Annotated in this window: 1 protein-coding gene (only partly in view); it reads left to right on the top strand. The window is 77.0% G+C overall.

The window, feature by feature from the left end; translation table 11 throughout:
* Positions 1–17,637 carry the 3' portion of a type I polyketide synthase gene (locus IH50_RS0119320; RefSeq protein ID WP_030863445.1) on the top strand. The gene continues 10,968 nt to the left of window position 1, outside the view, so the window shows 17,637 of its 28,605 coding nt (coding positions 10,969–28,605); its start codon lies off the left edge, out of view; it ends in the stop codon at positions 17,635–17,637.

Genomic DNA, 17,637 nt, shown 5'->3' with positions numbered 1-17,637 from the left:
CGGGACCGCGACCCCGAGCGCCCCCTGCTGCTTGGCTCGGTGAAGTCCAACATCGGCCACACCCAGTCGGCCGCCGGCGTCGCCGGCGTCATCAAGATGGTCATGGCGATGCGCCACGGCACCCTGCCGCGCACCCTGCACGCCGACCGGCCGTCCACCCACGTCGACTGGTCGAGCGGCACCGTCCGCCTCGTCACCGAGACCACCGACTGGCACAAGGACGACGCCCCGCTGCGCTGCGCCGTCTCCTCCTTCGGCATCAGCGGCACCAACGCCCACGCCGTCCTGGAGCAGGCGCCCGCCGCACCGGAACCCGACGGGGCCACCGAGCCCGCCCTCCCGGCCGGCGGCACCCTGCCCTGGATCCTGTCCGCCGCCGCCCCCGCCGCGCTGCGCGACCAGGCCCGCAACCTCGCCGCGCACGTCACCGCCGGCGGCCCGCACCCCACCGACGTCGGCCACACCCTGATCACCGCCCGCTCCGTACTGGAGCACCGTGCCGTCGCCCTCGGCACCACCACCGGCGAACTCACCGACGCGCTCACCGCGTTCGCCGACGGCGCGTCCACCGCCCAGGTCGTCGGCGGCACCGCCGACACCGACGGCCGCACCGTGTTCGTCTTCCCCGGCCAGGGCTCCCAGTGGGCCGGCATGGGCGCCGAACTCCTCGACACCTCACCCGTGTTCGCCGAGCGGCTGCACGAGTGCGCCGCCGCGCTCGCCCCGTTCACCGACTGGTCCCTGACCGACGTCATCCGCGGCGCCGACGGCGCGCCCGACTTCGACCGCGTCGACGTCGTCCAGCCCGCCACCTGGGCCGTCATGGTGTCCCTGGCCGAGCTGTGGCGCGCCCACGGCGTCACCCCGGACGCCGTCGTCGGCCACTCCCAGGGCGAGATCGCCGCCGCCGTCGTCTCCGGCGCCCTGTCCCTGGAGGACGGCGCCCGCGTCGTCGCCCTGCGCAGCCAGGCCATCGGCCGCGTCCTGGCCGGCGCCGGCGGCATGATGTCCGTACAGCTGCCCGCCGCCGAGGTGGAGGAGTACCTGGCCGCCCACGACGGCGCCGTCTCCGTCGCCGCCGTCAACGGACCCCGCTCCGTGGTCCTCGCCGGCACCCCCGACGCGCTCGACGCCCTGCACGCCGAGTTCACCGCCCGGGACGTACGCGCCCGCCGCGTCGCCGTGGACTACGCCTCCCACTCCCCGCAGGTCGAGCGTGTCCACGACGAACTCCTCGCACTCCTCGCCCCCGTGACGCCCCGCCGGGCACGGGTGCCCTTCCACTCCACCGTCACCGGTGAGATCCTCGACACCGCCGCCACGGACGCCGCCTACTGGTACCGCAACCTGCGGCAGACCGTCCGCTTCGAGGACGCCGTACGCGCCCTCCTCGGCTCCGGACACAGCGTGTTCGTCGAGATCAGCCCGCACCCCGTGCTCACCATGGCGGTGCAGGCCACCGCCGAGGAGACCGGCGACCACATCGCCGTCACCGGCACCCTGCGCCGCGAACAGGGCGGCACCGGACGCTTCCTGGCCTCCCTCGCCGAACAGTGGGTCCGCGGCGGCCGCGCCGACTGGACCGCCGTCTACGCCGGCTGCGGCGCCCGCAGGACACCCCTGCCCACCTACGCCTTCCAGCGCGAGCACCTGTGGGTCCAGGCCGCGCCGCCGCGCGCCGCGGACGGCGGCGACCCCGCCGACGCCGAGTTCTGGACCGAGGTCGAGCAGGAGGACGTCGACTCCCTCGCCACCCGCCTGCACCTGGACCGCGACGCCCTCGCCCCCGTCCTGCCCGCCCTGTCCACCTGGCGGCGGCAGCGCCGCGACCGCTTCACCGTCGGCTCGTGGCGCTACCGCGCCGCCTGGAAGCCGCTCGCCGCCCTGCCCGACGCCGCCCTCACCGGCACCTGGCTGCTCGTCACCGCCGACGGCACCGACCCCGAGTACACCACCGCCGTACGGGAGGCGCTCGCCGCGCACGGCGCCGACCCGGTGCCGCTGCGCCTCGACGCCGCCGACACCGACCGCGCCCACCTCGCCGCCCGCCTGCGCGAGCTGCCCGCACCCACCGGCGTGGTCTCGCTGCTGGCCGCCGCCGAGGACACCGGCACCCTCCACCCCGTGCTGCCCGCCGGGCTCGCCCTCTCCGTCACCCTGGTCCAGGCCCTCGGCGACGCCGAAGTCGACGCGCCCCTGTGGGCGCTGACCCGCGGCGCCGTCTCCACCGGCCGCGCCGACCGGCTCACCCGGCCCGTACAGGCCATGGTGCACGGCCTCGGCTGGACCGCCGCGCTGGAACACCCGCAGCGCTGGGGCGGCACCGTCGACCTGCCCGAGACCCTCGACCACCGCGCGGCCCAGCGGCTCGCCGCCGTCCTCACCGGCACCACCGGCGAGGACCAGCTCGCCGTCCGCGCCTCCGGCGTCCTCGCCCGCCGCGTCGCCCCGGCGCCCGCGCCGTCCGGCGGCCCCGGCTGGAGCCCGCGCGGCACCGTCCTGGTCACCGGCGGCACCGGCACCCTCGGCCCCCACCTGGCCCGCTGGCTCGCCGAGCAGGGCGCCCGCGACCTGGTCCTCACCAGCCGCCGCGGCGACGCCGCCCCCGGAGCGGCCGAACTCGTCGCCGAGCTCGCCGAACGCGGCTGCACCGCCACCGTCGCCGCCTGCGACGTCACCGACCGGGACGCCGTCGCCGCGCTCCTGGACGGGCTCGCCGCCGAGGGCCGCACCGTCCGCAGCGTCTTCCACACCGCCGCCGTCATCGAACTCCAGTCGATCGACGAGACCGGCCTGGACGCCTTCGCCAAGGTCGTGCACGCCAAGACCGCCGGCGCCGCCCACCTCGACGAACTCCTCGACGACGACCAGCTCGACGCGTTCGTCCTGTACTCCTCCACCGCCGGCCTGTGGGGCAGCGGCCGGCACGCCGCGTACGTCGCCGCCAACGCCCACCTCAACGCGCTCGCCGAGCACCGCCGCGCCCGCGGCGCCCGCGCCACCGCGATCTCGTGGGGCATCTGGGCCGACGACATGAAGCTCGGCCGCGTCGACCCCGGCCAGATCCGCCGCAGCGGCCTGGTCTTCATGAACCCCGGACTGGCCCTCGCCGGACTGCGCCAGGCCCTCGACGCCGACGAGGGCGTCCTCGCCGTCGCCGACGTCGACTGGGACCGCTACCACCCGGTGTTCACCTCCTCGCGCCCCACCAGCCTGTTCGAGGACGTCCCCGACGTACGGCGCCTCACCGAGGAGTCCGAGGCCCGCGCCGCCGACGGCGGCGAGTTCACCGCCCGGCTGCGCGCCCTGCCCGCCGCCGAACAGGACCGCCTCCTGCTGGACCTGGTGCGCTCCGAGGCCGCCACCGTCCTCGGCCACGCCTCCCCGGAGGTGCTGTCCGAGCGCCGCGCCTTCCGCGACGTCGGCTTCGACTCGCTCACCGCCGTCGACCTGCGCAACCGGCTCGCCGCCGTCACCGGCCTCACCCTGCCGAGCACCCTCGTCTTCGACTACCCGGACCCGCTCACCCTCGTCGCGCACCTGCGCGGCCTCGTCGGCGGCCCCGGCACCGAGGACCACGGACCGGTGCGCACCACCGACGCCGTCGACGACGAGCCCATCGCCGTCGTCGCCATGAGCTGCCGCTACCCCGGCGGCATCACCAGCCCCGAGGCCCTGTGGGACCTCGTCGCGGCCGGCGGCGACGCCATCACCGGCTTCCCCGCCGACCGCGGCTGGGACGCCGACGCCCTCTACGACCCCGACCCCGACAAGCCCGGCACCACCTACTCCACCCAGGGCGGCTTCCTCCACGACGTCGCCGACTTCGACGCCGCCTTCTTCGGCATCTCGCCGCGTGAGGCCCTCGCCATGGACCCGCAGCAGCGGCTCCTGCTGGAGACCGGCTGGGAGGTCCTGGAACGCGCCGGCATCGACCCCGCCACCCTCCGGGGCAGCCTCACCGGCACCTTCATCGGCGCCAGCTACCAGGACTACACGGCGGGCGGCGCCGCCTCCGAGGGCGCCGAGGGCCACCTCATCACCGGCACCATCTCCAGCGTGATGTCCGGCCGCCTCGCCTACACCCTCGGCCTGGAGGGCCCGGCCGTCACCCTGGACACCGCCTGCTCCTCCTCGCTCGTCGCCCTGCACCTGGCCTGCCAGTCGCTGCGCAACGGCGAGAGCACCCTCGCCCTCGCCGGCGGCGTCAGCGTCATGGCCACCCCCAGCGCCTTCACCGGCTTCAGCCGCCAGCGCGCCATGGCCCCCGACGGCCGCTGCAAGGCGTACGCCGAGGGCGCCGACGGCATGAGCCTCGCCGAGGGCGTCGGCCTCGTCCTGGTCGAACGGCTCTCCGACGCCCGCCGCAACGGGCACCCCGTGCTCGCCGTGATCCGCGGCTCCGCCGTCAACCAGGACGGCGCCTCCAACGGCCTCACCGCCCCCAACGGCCCCTCCCAGGCCCGGGTGATCCGCCAGGCCCTCGCCAACGCGAACCTCACCCCCGCCGACGTCGACGTGGTCGAGGGCCATGGCACCGGCACCGCGCTCGGCGACCCCATCGAGGCGCAGGCCCTCCTCGCCACCTACGGCCAGGGCCGGCCCGCCGACCGGCCGCTGCTGCTCGGCTCGGTGAAGTCCAACATCGGCCACACCCAGATGGCGTCCGGCATCGCCGGCGTCATGAAGGTGGTCATGGCGATGCGCCACGGCACCGTGCCGCCCACCCTGCACGTGGACACTCCCTCCCGCCATGTCGACTGGGACTCCGGCGCCATCGACCTGGTCACCGACACCGTGCCCTGGCCCGAGACCGGCCGGCCCCGCCGCGCCGCCGTCTCCTCCTTCGGCCTCAGCGGCACCAACGTCCACACCGTCGTCGAACAGGCCCCCGACACTCCCGACGCGGAGCGGCCGCAGGCCGCGCCCGCCGCGGACCCCGGCACCCTGCCGGCCGGCGTGCCGTTGGTCCTGTCCGCCCGCACCGCCCCCGCCCTGCGCGCCCAGGCCGGCCGGCTCCTCGACCACACCGGGGCCCACCCCGACGTCCCGCTGCTCGACGTGGCCCACTCCCTGGCCACCACCCGCGGCACCCTGGAACACCGCGCCGCCGTCCTCGCCGGTGACCGCGACGGGGTCCTGCGCGCCCTGACCGCGCTGCGCGACGGCACGCCCGACGGCGCCCTCGTCACCGGCGCCCCCTCCCGGGGCCGCCTCGCCTTCCTGTTCACCGGGCAGGGCAGCCAGCGCGCCGCCATGGGCCGCGGACTGTACGACCGGTACCCGGCCTTCGCGGACGCACTGGACGCCGTCCTCACCCGCTTCGACCGGGAACTCGAACGCTCCCTGCGGGACGTGCTGTTCGCCGAGGAGGGCACCGAGGACGCCGACCTCCTGCACGACACCGCCTACACCCAGCCCGCCCTGTTCGCCCTCGAAGTGGCCCTCTACCGGCTCGTCGAGTCCTGGGGCACCGTCCCCGACGGCGTCGCCGGCCACTCCGTCGGCGAACTCGCCGCCGCCCACGTCGCCGGCGTCCTCTCCCTGGACGACGCCTGCACCCTCGTCGCCGCCCGGGGCCGCCTCATGGCCGCCCTGCCGGCCGGCGGCGCCATGGTCGCCGTACAGGCCGCCGAGGACGAGGTGCTGCCGCTGCTGGACGGCCTGGAGGACCAGGTCTGTCTCGCCGCCGTCAACGGCCCCCGCGCCGTGGTCCTGTCCGGCGAGGAGGACGCCGTCACCCGGATCGCCGCCCGGCTCGCCGCGGACGGCCGCAGAACCCGCGCCCTGCGCGTCAGCCACGCCTTCCACTCGCCGCGCATGGACGCCATGCTCGACGACTTCGCCCGCATCGCCCGCGGCCTTACCTACCACCTGCCGTCCGTCCCGCTGGTGTCCACCGTCACCGGCGAACCCGCCGACACCGACGCGCTGCGCACCCCCGACTACTGGGTGCACCAGGTCCGCGCCACCGTCCGCTTCGCCGACGCCGTGCGCGCCCTCGCCCGGCAGGGACACACCACCTTCCTGGAGATCGGCCCCGACGGCACCCTGTCCGCCGCCGCCCGCGACACCCTCGACGCCGCCGACGTCACTCCGGACCACGCCGAGGTGACCACGGTGCCCGCGCTGCGCCGCGACCGCGACGAGGTCACCGCGCTCACCGCCGCCCTGGCCCGCCTCCACGTCCACGGCGCCCGCGTCGACTGGTCCGGCGTCCTGCACGGCACCGGCGCCCGCCGCGTCGACCTGCCCACCTACGCCTTCCAGCACAGCCGCTACTGGCCCGACACCGCCCACGGTCCCGCCCCGGCGACCGCGGCCGGCCCGGCCGACGGCGCGGACGCCGCGTTCTGGTCCGCCGTCGAACGCGCCGACCTGCCCGCCCTCGGCGCCGACCTCGGCCTCGACGACGACACCCTCGCCGCCCTCGTGCCCGCCCTGTCCGCGTGGCGGCGCCGCCGCACCGAACGGGCCGCCGCCGACGCCCGCCGCCACCGCGCCGTGTGGAAGCCGCTGGACGGCGCCCCCACCGCCCGCCCGGCCGGCACCTGGCTCGTCCTGCTCCCGGCCACCGGCCCCGGCACCGACGCGGCCGGACTGCCGGACGCCCTCGGCCTGCACGCCGTACGCGTGACCACCGACGGCCGGGACCGCACGGACCTCACCGCCCTCCTGCGGGAACTGCCCGCACCCGACGGCGGCTTCGCCGGCGTCCTGTCCCTGCTCGCCCTCGGCGCCGACGACCCTGCCGGCCTCGACGGGGTGCTGCCCACGGCCACCGCCGTGCAGGCCCTCGGCGACGCGGGCATCCACGCCCCGCTGTGGATCCTCACCCGCCGGGCCGTCACCACCGGCCGCGCCGACCGCCTCGCCCACCCCGGACAGGCCGCCGCACGCGGCCTCCTGCGGGTCGCCGCCCTGGAACACCCCGAGCGCCGCTTCGGCGCCGTCGACCTCCCCGAACACCTCGACACCCGGGCCGTACGCCGCCTGGCGCACCTCCTGGCCGAACCCGGCGACGAGACCGACCTCGCCGTCCGCGCCTCCGCCACCTACGCCCGCCGCCTGGCCCACCACCCCGCGCCCGACGGCCCCGCCCCCCGACGCTTCGCACCCGAGGGCACCGCCCTGATCACCGGTGGCACCGGCGCCCTCGGCGCCCACGTCGCCCGCCGCCTCGCCGGACGCGGCACCCCGCACCTGCTGCTGGTCAGCCGCCGCGGCCCGGACGCGCCCGGCGCCGCCGGACTCGCGGCGGAGCTGAGGGACCTGGGCGCCCAGGTCACGATCACCGCCTGCGACACCGCCGACCGCGACGCCCTCGCCGCCGTCCTCGCCGCCGTACCCGCCGAACACCCCCTCACCGCGGTGATCCACACCGCCGGCGTGCTCGACGACGGCGTCCTCGACACCCTCACCCCCGAGCGGTTCGACACCGTCCTGCGGGCCAAGGCACGCTCCGCCGCCCACCTGCACGAACTGACCCGCGACAGCGGCCTCACCGACTTCGTGCTGTTCTCCTCCACCGCCGGCAGCCTCGGCGCCGCCGGCCAGGGCAACTACGCCGCCGCCAACGCCTACCTGGACGCCCTCGCCGAGCAGCGCCGCGCCGCCGGCCTGCCCGCCACCTCCGTCGCCTGGGGCCCCTGGGCCGGCACCGGCATGGCCGGCGACGGCACCGGGGTCGAGGACCGCGTCCGCCGCGGCGGATTCACCCCGATGACCGCCGAGGACGCGCTCGCCGCCCTCGACACCGCCGTCGAGCACGGCGACACCGCGCTCACCGTCGCCGACATCGACTGGCAGCGGTACGCGACGGTCTTCGCCGCCCACCGCCCCCTCGTCCGCAACCTGCCCGAACTGCGCGCCACCACCGTCGACGCCACCACCGCGGCCACCACCGCGGCCCCGGCGCTCGGCCGGGAACTCGCCGCGCTCACCGGACCCGCCCGGCAGCGCCACGTCCTGGACTTCGTACGCGCCCGGGTCGCCGGCGTCCTCGGCCACCCCGACCCGGCCGCCGTCGAACCCGACCAGCCCTTCACCGACCTCGGCTTCGACTCGCTGACCACCGTCGAACTGCGCAACACCCTCAACGCCACCACCGGCCTGACACTGCCCGCCACCCTCGTCTACGACCACCCCACCACCCGCGACCTGGCCGCCCACCTCCTCACCGAACTGCTCGGCACCCTGCCCGACCCGGCCGACGACCGCGCCGCCACGGACACCACCGGACGCGCGGCCGACGACGACCCCGTGGTCATCGTCGGCATGGGCTGCCGCTTCCCCGGCGGCGTCGACTCACCCGACGACCTGTGGGACCTGCTGTACGACGGCCGCGACGCCATCACCGGCTTCCCCGCCGACCGCGGCTGGGACCTCGACACCCTCGCCCGCGGCGGCTCCGCCACCCTGGAGGGCGGATTCCTCGACGGCGCCGGCCTGTTCGACGCCGCCTTCTTCGGGATCTCCCCGCGCGAGGCCCTCGCCATGGACCCGCAGCAGCGCCTGCTCCTGGAGACCTCCTGGGAGGCCCTGGAGCGCGCCGGCATCGACCCGGCGGGCCTGCGCGGGAGCGCCACCGGCGTCTTCGTCGGCACCAACGGCCAGGACTACGCCACCATGCTGCGCCGCGGCACCACCGACGTGCGGGGCCACGCCGCCACCGGCACCACCGCCAGCGTCATGTCCGGCCGGCTGTCCTACACCCTCGGCCTGGAGGGCCCGGCCGTCACCGTCGACACCGCCTGCTCCTCGGCGCTCGTCGCCCTGCACATGGCCGCCACGGCGCTGCGCTCCGGCGAGTGCTCCCTGGTCCTGGCCGGCGGCGTCTCGGTGATGTCCAGCCCCGACGCCTTCGTCGAGTTCACCGCCCAGGGCGGCCTCGCCGGCGACGGCCGCTGCAAGGCCTTCGCGGACTCCGCCGACGGCACCGCCTGGTCCGAGGGCGCCGGCGTCCTGGTCCTGGAGCGCCTGTCCGACGCCCGCCGCAACGGGCACCCGGTGCTCGCGGTGGTCCGCGGCGCGGCCGTCAACCAGGACGGCGCCTCCAACGGCCTGACCGCCCCCAACGGCCGCGCCCAGCAGCGCGTCATCCGCGCCGCCCTCGCCGACGCCCGCCTCACCCCGGCCGACGTCGACGTGGTCGAGGCACACGGCACCGGCACCGCCCTCGGCGACCCCATCGAGGCGCACGCCCTCATCGCCGCCTACGGCGACGGGCGCGACCCGCAGCACCCGCTGCTGCTCGGCACGGTCAAGTCCAACCTGGGCCACACCCAGGCCGCCGCCGGTGTCGCCGGCGTCATCAAGACCGTCCTCGCCCTGCGCCACGGCGAACTGCCCCGCACCCTCCACGTCGACACCCCGTCGACCCACGTCGACTGGTCCGACGGCACCGTCTCGCTGCTCCGCGAGCGCCGCGCCTGGCCGGAGACCGGCCGGCCGCGCCGCGCCGGCGTCTCCGCCTTCGGCGTCAGCGGCACCAACGCCCACGTCCTGCTGGAGCAGGCCCCGGCGGACGTCGAGCCGCGCGGCGACGCGGCTCCCGTGGCGCCCACCGAGGTGCCCTGGCTCGTGTCCGCCCGCACCACCGAGGCCCTGGAGGACCAGACCGGGCGGCTGGTGTCGTTCACCGCCGCCCACCCGGACGTCCCGGCCCTCGACACCGCGTACACCCTGGCCGTCGGCCGCACCGCGTTCGAGCACCGGGCGGTGCTGCTCGCGGGCGCCGAGGGCGGGGCACCGGTCGAGGTGGCGCGTGGTCGTGCCGTCGAGCGGTCGCTGGCGGTGCTGTTCTCGGGTCAGGGGTCGCAGCGGGCGGGGACGGGGCGTGAGCTGTACGCCCGGTTCCCGGTGTTCGCGGAGGCGCTGGACGCCGTACTGGCGCGGCTGGACGCGGAGCTGGAACGGCCGTTGCGGGAGGTGCTGTTCGCGGAGGAGGGCACGCCCGAGGCGGAACTCCTCGATGCGACCGGGTTCACGCAGCCCGCGCTGTTCGCGGTCGAGGTGGCCCTGTACCGGCTGGTCGAAAGCTGGGGTGTGCGGCCGGAGTTCGTGGCCGGGCATTCCGTCGGTGAGATCACGGCCGCGCATGTCGCGGGTGTCCTCTCCCTGGAGGACGCGTGCGCGCTGGTCGCGGCGCGCGCCCGGCTGATGCAGGAACTGCCGTCCGGTGGTGCGATGGTGGCCGTCCAGGCCACCGAGGAGGAGATCGCTCCGAGGCTGACGGACGGCATCGCCCTGGCGGCGGTGAACGGTCCGGACGCGGTCGTCGTCGCGGGTGTGGAGGCTGAAGTCCTCGCGCTGGCGGAGGAGTTCGCCGCGCGGGGCCGCAGGACGCGGCGCCTGCCGGTGAGTCACGCCTTCCACTCGCCGTTGATGGATCCGATGCTGGCGGAGTTCCGCCGGGTCGCCGAGAGCCTCGCCTACGCGGAGCCGGCCCTCCCCGTCGTCTCCAACGTGACCGGTGAGATCGCCGGCCCGGAGCTGCTGTGCTCGGCGGAGTACTGGGTGCGCCACGTCCGCGGCACGGTGCGGTTCGCCGACGGTGTGCGCGCGTTGTCCGGTGCCGGTGTGAACGCGTTCCTGGAGCTGGGCCCGGACGGTGTCCTGACCGGGATGGCCGCGCGGGTGCTGGACGGAGCCGCCGACACGGTGTCCGTGCCGGTGCTGCGGGGGGACCGCCCCGAGGAGACCGCGCTGCTCACCGCGCTGGCCCGGCTCCACGTCACCGGCGTCGACATCGACTGGGACGCCTGGTTCCGCGGGACCGGCGCCCGTCGTACCGAGCTGCCCACCTACGCCTTCCAGCGCGAGCGCTACTGGCCCGAACCGGCCGCCGCGCCCGGCGCGGGAGCCGGGCAGGACCCGGCGGACGCCGCCTTCTGGGCCGCCGTGGAGCGGGAGGACCTCCAGGCGCTGTCCGCCGCGCTCGACCTGGACGACACCGTCCTGTCGGACGTGCTGCCCGCGCTCTCCTCGTGGCGCCGCGGGCTCAACGAGCGGTCCCTGGTGGACGGCTGGCGGTACCGGGTGACCTGGCGTCCGCTGACGGCCGGCGCCGTCACCTCCCCGGCCGCCGACGGTCCCTGGCTCGTCCTGATCCCCACCGTGCTCGACGGCGACCCGTGGGCCGAGGCCCTCGCCGGCGCCCTCGGCGCGGACGCGGTGCGCGTGGTCTGCGCCCCGGACGACACCGCGCTCGCCGCGCGGCTGGCGGAGGCCGCCGAGAGCGGTACCGAGTACGCCGGTGCGGTGTCCCTGTTCGCTGCGGCCAGCAGTGACCGTGCCCTGCCGTCCGGTGCCGCCTGGCCCGACGCCCTGCTGGACGCCCTGGACGGCGCCGGGATCACCGGCCGCCTGTGGGCCGTCACCCGGGGCGCCGTCTCCGTCGGCCGTTCCGACGCCGGGGCGGACCCCGCGCAGGCGGCGGTCTGGGGCATGGGCCGGGTCACCGCCCTGGAGCGGCCCGACCGCTGGGGCGGTCTCGTCGACGTCGACCACGTGGCCGACGCCCGCACCGCCGAGCGCCTGCGGGCCGTCCTGACCGCGACCGGTCCGGACGCCGAGGACCAGGTCGCGCTGCGCGCCTCCGGCGCCTACGGCCGGCGGCTGGTCCGGGCGGCGGCACAGCGCCCGGACGCCCCCTGGCGGCCCACCGGCACCGTGCTGGTCACCGGCGGCCCCGAGGGCTTCGCCGGTCACGTCGCCCGCTGGCTGGCCGGGAACGGCGCCACCGGCGTACTGCTGGCCGTCCGCGGTGAGGCCGACGCCCGCGCGCTCGACGCGCTGCGTGCCGAACTCGCCGATTCGGAGACGGAGTTCACGGCGGTCGTGTACGACCCGGCGGACCCCTCCGTCCTCGCCGACGCGGTGGACGCCCTGCCCGGCGGCCGTCCGCTCACCGCCGTGATCCACACCGGCGACGACGGGACCCCCGCCGAGGACGCCGACGCCCTCCTCGCCGCCGTGCGCCGGGACCTCGACGCGCTGGACACGGCCACCGGGGACCGGGACCTGGACGCCTTCGTCGTGTTCGGCTCCATCTCCGGCATCTGGGGCGTCAGCGGTCAGGGAGCCGGCGCCGCCGCGGGCGCCTACCTGGACGCCGTCACCCAGGAACGCCGGGCGGAGGGCCGTACCGCGGTCGCCGTCTCCTGGGGCGCCTGGACCGGCGCCGGACCGGACGGGCTCGCCGCCCACCTGCGCGCCAACGGCCTGCCCGCGATGGACCCGGACCGGGCCCTGACCGTGCTCGGCGCGGTCGTCGGCGACGCCGTCGCCGACCCGTCGGCACCGGCCTCGGTGACCGTCGCCGACGTGCTGTGGGACCGCTTCGCACCCGCCTTCACCCGCACCCGGCCCGGCCGCCTGTTCACCGAACTGCCCGAGGCGAGGCGCGCCCTGGACGCGGCCGGCGGCGGCGACCGCGCGGACGCCGGCACCGCCGGCACGCTCCGCACCCGGCTGCGGCAGCTCGACGAGCGGGACCGGCTCCCGTACGCCCTGGACCTGGTCCGCACCGAGGTCGCCTCGGTGCTCGGCCACGCGGGCGCCGACGCCGTACCCGCCGAACAGGCCTTCAAGGACCTCGGATTCGACTCGCTGACCGCCGTCGACCTGCGCAACCAGCTCGCGACCGCGACCGGCCTCACCCTGCCCGCCACCCTGGTCTTCGACTACCCGACGCCCACCGCGCTCGCCACGCACCTGCTGACCGGGCTCCTCGGCGAGGACACCGGCCCGGCCGCCCCGGCCGTGCCCGGGACGGACGCCGCGACGGCCGACGACCCGATCGTCATCGTCGGCATGAGCTGCCGCTACCCGGGCGGAGTGCGTTCGCCCGAGGACCTGTGGGAGCTGGCCGTCGCCGGCACCGACGCCATCGGCGCCTTCCCCACCGACCGCGGCTGGGACCTGGACCGGCTCCTGAACGGGGACCGGGACGGCCGGGGCCGCAGCGTCACCCGCCACGGCGGATTCCTGTACGACGTCGCCGACTTCGACCCCGACTTCTTCGGCATCTCCCCGCGCGAGGCCCTGGTCATCGACCCGCAGCAGCGGATCGTGCTGGAGGCCGCCTGGGAGGCCCTGGAGCGGGCCGGCATCGACCCGGCCGGGCTGCGCGGCGGTGACACCGGCGTGTTCGTCGGCGGCGGCAGCGGCGACTACCGTCCCGCCGTCGGCCAGGCCGGCCACGTCGAGACCGCCCAGTCGGCGAGCCTGCTCTCCGGCCGGCTGTCCTACACCCTCGGCCTGGAAGGGCCCTCGGTCAGCGTCGACACGGCCTGCTCGTCGTCGCTGGTCGCGCTGCACCTCGCGGCGCAGGCCCTGCGCAACGGCGAGTGCTCCCTCGCCCTCGCGGGCGGTGTCACCGTGATGTCGACGCCGGTCGGCTTCGTCGAGTTCGGCGAGATGGGCGCGCTGTCCCCGGACGGCCGCTGCAAGGCCTTCTCCGACGACGCCGACGGCACCGCGTGGGCCGAGGGCGTGGGCGTCCTCGTCGTCGAGCGGCTCTCCGACGCCCGCCGCAACAACCACGAGGTCCTCGCCGTGCTGCGCGGCTCGGCGATCAACCAGGACGGCGCCTCCAACGGCCTGACCGCCCCTAACGGCCCCTCCCAGCAGCGCGTCATCCGCAAGGCGCTGGCCGCCGCGGGCCTCACCGCCCGCGACGTCGACGCCGTCGAGGCGCACGGCACCGGCACCGCGCTCGGTGACCCGATCGAGGCGCAGGCCCTGCACGCCACCTACGGCCAGGGCCGGCCCGCCGGACGGCCGCTGCTGCTCGGCTCGGTGAAGTCCAACCTCGGCCACACCCAGGCGGCCTCCGGTGTCGCCGGCGTCATCAAGATGGTCCTGGCGATGCGGCACGGCACCCTGCCGAAGACCCTGCACGTCGGCACGCCGTCCTCGCACGTCGCCTGGGACCCGGCCGCCGTACGGCTGCTGACCGAGACGACCGCCTGGCCCGAGACCGGGCGTCCGCGCCGCGCGGGCGTCTCCTCCTTCGGCGCCAGCGGCACCAACGCCCACGTCGTCCTGGAGCAGCCCACCGCCACCACCGCGCCGGCGGCCCCGCCCGCCGGGGAGGGCCCGGCGGCCGCGGGACCGCTGCCGGTGGCCCTGTCCGCCGTCACCCGGGACGCCCTCGCCGAGCAGGCGGACCGCCTGCTCGCCCGGCTCACCGACGGCGCGGACCCGGCCGCCTCGGTCGCCGACCTGGCGCTGTCCCTCGGCACCACCCGCTCGGCGTTCGAGCACCGCGCCGTGCTCGTCGCCGCCGACCGGGCCGAACTCCTCGACGCGCTCACCGCGCTCGCCGCGGACCGGACCGTCCCGGACGTCCTGCGCGGCCGGGCCGTGCCCGGCGGCCGGACCGCGTTCCTCTTCCCCGGCCAGGGCTCCCAGCGGCCCGGCGCCGGCCGTGCACTGTACGACCGGTACCCGGTGTTCGCCGAGGCCCTGGACGCCGTCGCCGCCCACCTCGACCCGGAGCTCGACCGGCCGCTGCGCGAGGTGATGTTCGCGCCGGAGGGCACCCCCGAGGCCGCCCTGCTGGACACCACCGGCTACACCCAGCCCGCGCTGTTCGCCCTCGGCGTCGCCCTGTACCGGCTGGTCGAGTCCTGGGGCGTGCGCCCCGACCTGCTGGCCGGGCACTCCGTCGGCGAGATCGCCGCCGCCCACGTCGCCGGGGTGTTCACCCTGGAGGACGCCTGCACGGTCGTCGCCGCCCGCGCCCGCCTGATGCAGGCCCTCCCGGCCGGCGGCGCCATGATCGCCGTACGGGCGAGCGAGGAGGAGGTCGCCGCACGGCTCGGCGACCGGACGTCACTGGCCGCCGTCAACGGCCCCGACGCGGTCGTGGTCTCCGGCGACGAGGACGCGGTCACCGCCCTCGCCGAGGAGTTCACCGCACTCGGCCGGAAGACTAGGCGTTTGCGGGTGAGCCATGCGTTTCACTCCCTGCACATGGACGCCATGCTCGAGGACTTCGCAAGGGTCACCCGGAGCGTGTCGTACACCGCGCCCACGCTGCCCCTGGTGTCGAACCTCACCGGGGAGACGGCCGCACCGGAGCGGGTGTGCGACCCCGGGTACTGGGTCGAACACGTCCGCCACGCCGTCCGGTTCGGCGACGGGGTACGCACCCTCGCCGCCCGCGGCGCCACCCGCTACCTGGAGCTCGGGCCCGACGGCGTGCTCTGCTCCCTGGCGCAGGACACCTTCGACGCCCTCGCCGACGACAACCGCCCGGCCCCGGCCGCCGTACCGGCGCTGCGCACCGGACGCGACGAGGAGCGGTCCCTGATCGCCGCGGTGGCCCGGCTGCACGCCGCCGGCCAGCCCCTCGACTGGGCCGCGCTGCTCGACGGCACCGGTGCCCGCCGCGTCGACCTGCCGACGTACGCCTTCCGGCGCCGCCGCTTCTGGCCCGACGCGGTCCCCGCCACCGCGGACACCGCGGCCGGCGCCGGGGACGGTGACGCCGCGTTCTGGGCGGCCGTCCAGGGCGAGGACTTCGACGCCCTCGCCGGCGACCTGGGCGTCGACGGGGAGTCCCTGTCCCGGGTGCTGCCCGCGCTGCGGGACTGGCGCCGCAAGCGCGGCGACCAGGCCACCGTGGACGGCTGGCGCCAGCGCATCGCCTGGCGCCCCCTGAACCGGGCCGCCACCGGCGCCCCGGCCGGCACCTGGCTGGCCGTGCTGCCCGCCCAGGGCACCGACGACCCGTGGACCGCCGAGGTGCTGCGCCTCCTCGGCCCCGCGACCGTCCGCCTGGAGGCCACCGGCGCCGACCGGGCCGGCCTTGCCGCCCGGCTGCGCGAACTCCAGGACGGCGAAGACCCGTTCACCGGCGTGGTGTCGCTGCTCGCCCTCGCCGAGGGCGGCGACCCGGGAGCGCCCGGCACCCCGCTCGGCGCCACCCTCACCACCGCGCTGCTCCAGGCGCTCGGCGACGCCCGCGTCGACGCACCGCTGTGGTGCCTCACCCGCGGCGCCGTCGCCGTCTCGCCCGGCGAGAGCGTGCCCGCGCCGCTCCAGGCCGCCGTGCACGGCCTCGGCCGGGTCGCGGCCCTGGAGTACCCGCACCGCTGGGGCGGCACCGTCGACCTGCCCGGCACCCTCGACGAGCGGTCCGCGCGGCGGCTCGCGGCGGTCCTCGCCGACCCCGAGGGCGAGGACCAGCTCGCGATCCGGCCCGCCGCCGTCTTCGGCCGCCGGCTCGCCGCCGTACGGCCCGGCACCCCCCGTGACTGGCAGCCCACCGGAACCGTCCTGATCACCGGCGGCACCGGCGCCCTCGGCGCCCACGTCGCCCGCCGCCTCGCCGGCGCCGGGGCTCGCCACCTGCTGCTCCTCAGCCGCCGCGGCCCCGACGCGCCCGGCGCCGGCAAGCTCCGCGCCGAGCTCGCCGAACTCGGCGCCGAGGCCACCCTCACCGCCTGCGACACCGCCGACCGGGACGCCCTGGCCGCCGTCCTCGCGGACATCCCCGCCCACGCGCCCCTCACCGGCGTCGTGCACACCGCGGGCGTCCTCGACGACGGCGTGCTCGACGGTCTCACCCCCGAACGGTTCGAGACGGTCTTCCACGCCAAGGTCACCGGCGCGCTCCTCCTGGACGAGCTGACCCGCGGCCACGACCTGGACGTCTTCGCCCTGTTCTCCTCCGCGTCCGCCGCGGTCGGCAACCCCGGCCAGGGCAACTACGCGGCGGCCAACGCGGTCCTCGACGCCCTCGCCGAACGCCGCCGCGCCGACGGCCTGCCCGCCACCTCCGTCGCCTACGGCGCCTGGGGCGGCGACGGCATGGCCGGCGACGACCGCGCCGCCGCCCTCGCCCGGCGCACCGGCATCCGGCCGCTCGACCCGGACCTCGCGGTCCTGGCACTGCGCCAGGCCGTCACCGGGGGCGACCCGGTCGCGGTCGTCGCCGACGTCGACCCCGAACGGTTCGTACGGGCCTTCACCACGGTGCGGCCCAGCGCCCTGCTGACGGAGATGCCCGCCCACGCCGCCCTCACCGCCGCCGCGACCACCGCCGGGGACGACGCCGGACGGGACGCGCCCGCCCTGCGCGACCGGCTGGCCCGGCTGCCCGGCAACCGGCGCCTGGGCGCGGTGCTCACCCTGGTGCGGGAACGCGCCGCCGACGTCCTCGGCCACACCGGAACCGACCTGGTGGGCCCCGACCGGGCCTTCCGCGACCTCGGCTTCGACTCACTCGGCGCCGTCGAGCTGCGCAACCAGCTGGGCGCCGCCACCGGACTCACCCTGTCCGCCACCCTCGTCTTCGACCACCCCACCCCCGCCGCCCTCGCCGAGCACGTCCTCGGCCGGCTGCTGCCCGCCGGCACCCCGGGCGGCGGGACCACCGGCGAGACCACCGACGAGACCGCGCTGCGCGCCGTCCTCGCCTCGGTGCCCCTCGACCGGCTGCGGGAGATCGGCGTCCTGGAACCGCTCCTGAAGCTCGCCGGACGGGCCCAGGCACCGGCGGCCGGGACACCGGCGCGGGACACCGGCGCCGAGGACGTGTCCGACGCGTCCATCGACGCCATGGAGGTCGACGACCTCGTGCAGGCGGCACTCAACGGCAACCTTGACGAACAGCGGGACTGA

The organism is Streptomyces sp. NRRL S-37, assembly GCF_000721605.1.
In the GTDB taxonomy this organism is placed as follows: Bacteria; Actinomycetota; Actinomycetes; order Streptomycetales; family Streptomycetaceae; genus Streptomyces.
The sequence above is the reverse complement of the archived record's forward strand: the minus strand, read 5'-3'. Positions and strand labels throughout refer to the sequence as shown.